4 protein-coding genes and 1 tRNA gene are annotated in these 3,490 nt (G+C 58.4%); 4 read left to right on the top strand and 1 reads right to left on the bottom strand.

Annotated elements, in window-relative coordinates; all coding sequences use genetic code 11:
• Positions 1 to 54 precede the first annotated feature (54 nt).
• Both WB528_RS01895 and WB528_RS01900 read left to right on the top strand, forming a co-directional pair.
• Positions 55 to 144, top strand: a tRNA-Ser gene (locus tag WB528_RS01895).
• Between the two features lie 155 nt (positions 145 to 299).
• A complete protein-coding gene (locus WB528_RS01900) occupies positions 300 to 1,634 on the top strand; it encodes a tyrosine-type recombinase/integrase (RefSeq protein WP_423886735.1) in 1,335 nt (444 codons plus the stop codon).
• A gap of 328 nt (positions 1,635 to 1,962) precedes the next feature.
• Here the strand turns inward: WB528_RS01900 and WB528_RS01905 are convergent, their stop codons facing one another.
• Positions 1,963 to 2,157: an SOS response-associated peptidase family protein gene (locus WB528_RS01905; protein ID WP_423886736.1), complete on the bottom strand. Its 195-nt coding sequence runs from the start codon at positions 2,155 to 2,157 to the stop codon at positions 1,963 to 1,965.
• Positions 2,158 to 2,291: 134 nt separating this feature from the next.
• Here WB528_RS01905 and WB528_RS01910 point away from each other — a divergent pair, with 134 nt between their 5' ends.
• Positions 2,292 to 2,492: a hypothetical protein gene (locus WB528_RS01910; protein WP_423886737.1), complete on the top strand. Its 201-nt coding sequence runs from the start codon at positions 2,292 to 2,294 to the stop codon at positions 2,490 to 2,492.
• A gap of 402 nt (positions 2,493 to 2,894) precedes the next feature.
• Positions 2,895 to 3,490, top strand: a 596-nt coding sequence (locus tag WB528_RS01915; protein WP_423886738.1) for an alpha/beta fold hydrolase, incomplete at its 3' end; no start/stop codon positions are given.

Consider the following 3,490-nt stretch of genomic DNA (forward strand, 5'->3'; position numbering starts at 1 on the left):
CTATCCCCTTGGTTGTCAGTCGGAATTCGGCCGCTATAGTGCGCGCCACGCGCCGGAGGGATGGCCGAGTGGCTGAAGGCGCTCGCTTGGAAAGCGTGTATACGGGAAACCGTATCGTGGGTTCGAATCCCACTCCCTCCGCCAGGACGGCGTTCGCCTTTGTTCGCCAACGTCCGCTAACGCCCTTTAAACGCTAGTTATTTTGCGCTAACGTGGCTCGGCTGCGTTCGCGGCCGTTCGCCCGCTACCCACAACTGGTTGTGGGTCAGGACATGGGTAGGAGTTAGACGGACACTTCGATGCTGGTTCTTGGAAAACTCACCGCGCTGAAGGTGGCGCAAGCCAAACGCCCCGGGCTCTATGGCGACGGCGGCGGTCTTTATCTGCAGATCACCGCGCGCGGCTCCAAGTCGTGGATCTTCCGCTTCTGGATCGCTGAGCGCGATCCGGCCACGGGCGATTTCGTCCGTGATGCGGCAACCAACAAAGTGAAGGGGCGAGCCCGCGAGATGGGACTGGGCTCATGCATTACGGTGTCGCTGAAGGAAGCACGCGATCGCGCCCTGGAATGCCGGAAGCTTCGTGAACAGGAGATCGATCCGATCGCGGCGCGCGAGGCGGCGCGGCGGCAAGCCGCTATGGCACGGGCCAAGGCGCTGACGTTTAACCAGGCGGCCGCGAGCTACATGGGTTCGCACCGTGTGGCCTGGAAAAACGACAAGCACGCCGCGCAATGGGCGGCGACGCTGAAGACCTATGCGTATCCGGTGCTGGGTGAGATCTCGCTGCAAGCCATCGACACCACGCTCATCATGACGGTGATCGAGCCCATATGGGCACAAAAGCCGGAGACTGCGAACCGGCTACGTGGACGGATTGAGTCGGTGCTCGATTGGGCAACCGCGCGCGGTTATCGCCAGGGCGAAAACCCCGCGCGCTGGCGCGGACATCTCGACAAGCTACTGCCCTCACGGGCCAAGGTACGCAAAATCAAGCATCACAGCGCCCTGCCTTATGCCGAGTTGCCGGCGTTCCTGGCTGCATTGCGCGCGCAGGATGGAGTCGCGGCGCGCGCGCTTGAATTTACGATTCTAACTGCAGCCCGTACCGGGGAGACGATCGGGGCACGCCGCTCGGAGTTCAGTCCACGCGAAAAACTCTGGACTGTTCCTGCCGAACGCATGAAAGCCAGCAAAGAGCATCGGGTGCCGCTCTCTGACCGGGCGCTTGAACTTATCGCGACGCAAGCCTCAGCTGAGGACGCGTTCGTCTTCCCCGGGGGACGACCAGGGCAGCCGCTGAGCAATATGGCGATGCTGATGCTGCTGCAGCGCATGGGACGCGATGATCTGACCGTGCACGGGTTTCGGTCGACGTTTCGAGATTGGGCTTCCGAAAGGACCAACTTCGCCGGTGAAATGGTCGAAATGGCGCTGGCGCATGCGATCGACAGCAAGACGGAGGCAGCTTACCGTCGCGGAGACTTGTTTGAAAAACGCCGCCGCCTGATGGACACCTGGGCGTCATTCTGCAACGGAGTAGCTCGCTTAGGGACGGTGGTTCGAGAAAACGAAATGACGACGAAGGATGCGATGATAGTGAACGATGGTTTACATTCGAGTTTGACGGTCTGATGGGCATCAGACTTCGAATCTGAGGGTCGGGAGTTCGAATCTCTCCGAGCGCACCAGTTTCCAGCAATTTCCGTGCGAATCGCACGGCATTCACACGGTAACGGCGCCCTCTGCCATTAGGCGAAAAGCCGACTTTGAAACAGAATCGGCCATTCTGTTTCAGCCGAAGTTCGCATGCGGGAGCAGCTTTACGGAGGCGGAAGCCTCTTCGGCCATCCGTTATCCCTTCTTCATTTTATTCCTCGGCAGCATCTCATAACGCGTGTTCTCGCTGGGGCATCTTCCGCAACGAGGATGGCCACTGGCAAATTGCGGTTCGCGCTGACAGTTACAGCAATGCGGGCTGAACTGGTTTCAGCAACTCTGCGCCGTTGTTACGCACGTTGCCGACCATCTTGTCCACCGGCCAGATTTTCAAGACCTCGTCCGGGCACGGCTTGAGCAGCGCCAGCAACTCATCTTCGCTTGCCGGCTCTTCGCCGAGCCACTTCGGCCAGCCCGCTTCGTCGAGAACGACGGGCATCCGGTTAACCCCGACTCCTTCCATACAGAAAGTGTCAGTCGGTAATAACAATATTCGATAGGGTTGCGAAGCGGTTGACTTGGAACCCTTGATTGCGGATGCTTAAGTCGCGTCTGGCGGCTGTGGGGGAGGGGATGGCCGAGAAGAGCGATGTAATCGACAAAAAGTTCGGCGTCGTCATCGCATTTTGGTTGCCTGGATTCATACTTTTGTGGGGCCTGACCTATTCATTTCCGGAATTGGATAAGTTGCTTCCCCGGTCTGAAGCGGAGGCTCCGACTGTGTGCGGCGACTGGTCGCGACTATTCGCGACTGTTCGCACCTCATTGATGTAGGCGATGTGGCGCTCCACGGAGTAGGGCGCGACCAAGTATTTTTCGTCGGTCTCAGTCTCGACCTTGTGGCAATCGAGCTTTGACAGGGCACAGTATTTTCGGATTGCCCGCTGCGTCCGGGGATGGCCGGCCTTGGCGTACAGTTCGGCGGTTTGGTCGATAGAGAGAGTGTACTGGTGGTCCGGCGAACGGTCGCGACTGTTCGCGTCCGTTCGCGGCTGTTCGCTGCTCATGGCTTCAGGATAACGCGGCGCGCCGCCACCTCCCGCCGGTTATCCCCATCTCATTCTCCAGCACCTGCCGATGCTCATACAGGGTTTTCCGTCTTTCGGGACAGGCAAATAGCAGTATAAAATCGGAGCTAATTTATAAATTGAACGACACGGATCTTGGGAGGACTGCATGAATCTCTGGAGAGCAATTTTATTCCTGGCGCTAATGGCACCTTCTGTCGCCGCGGCCGAAGATTATCCCGTGCCCAAGCAAGCCCAGTGGATAGCACGCGACTTTAAGTTTCATACAGGCGAGGTGATGCCTGCGCTCAAGCTGCATTACACCACGATAGGGAAACCAGGGGGAATACCGGTTGTCGTCCTACACGGCAGTGGCGGCTCGGCGAAAAGCATGCTGACGCCCGCGTTCGCGGGCGAGCTGTTTGGCCCCGGCCAGCCCTTCGACGCCGCAAAATACTACATCATCATTCCAGATGCAGTTGGCCATGGAGGAAGCTCGAAGCCGTCCGATGGCTTAAAGGCCAAGTTACCGCACTACGATTATGCAGACATAGTCGACGCAGAATACCGCCTGCTGTCCGAAGGTCTCGGACTCCGCCATGTCAGGCTTATCATCGGTAATTCGATGGGCGGAATGGAAACGTGGCTCTGGGGGGAGAAATATCCCGATTACATGGACGCGCTGGTCCCAATGGCGTCACAGCCTACCGCGATGGCAAGCCGTAATTGGATGCTGCGGAGATTGATGCTGGAAAGTATTCAAAA

The sequence above is a fragment of the Bradyrhizobium sp. genome, from assembly GCF_049586575.1.
Lineage (GTDB): Bacteria > Pseudomonadota > Alphaproteobacteria > Rhizobiales > Xanthobacteraceae > Bradyrhizobium.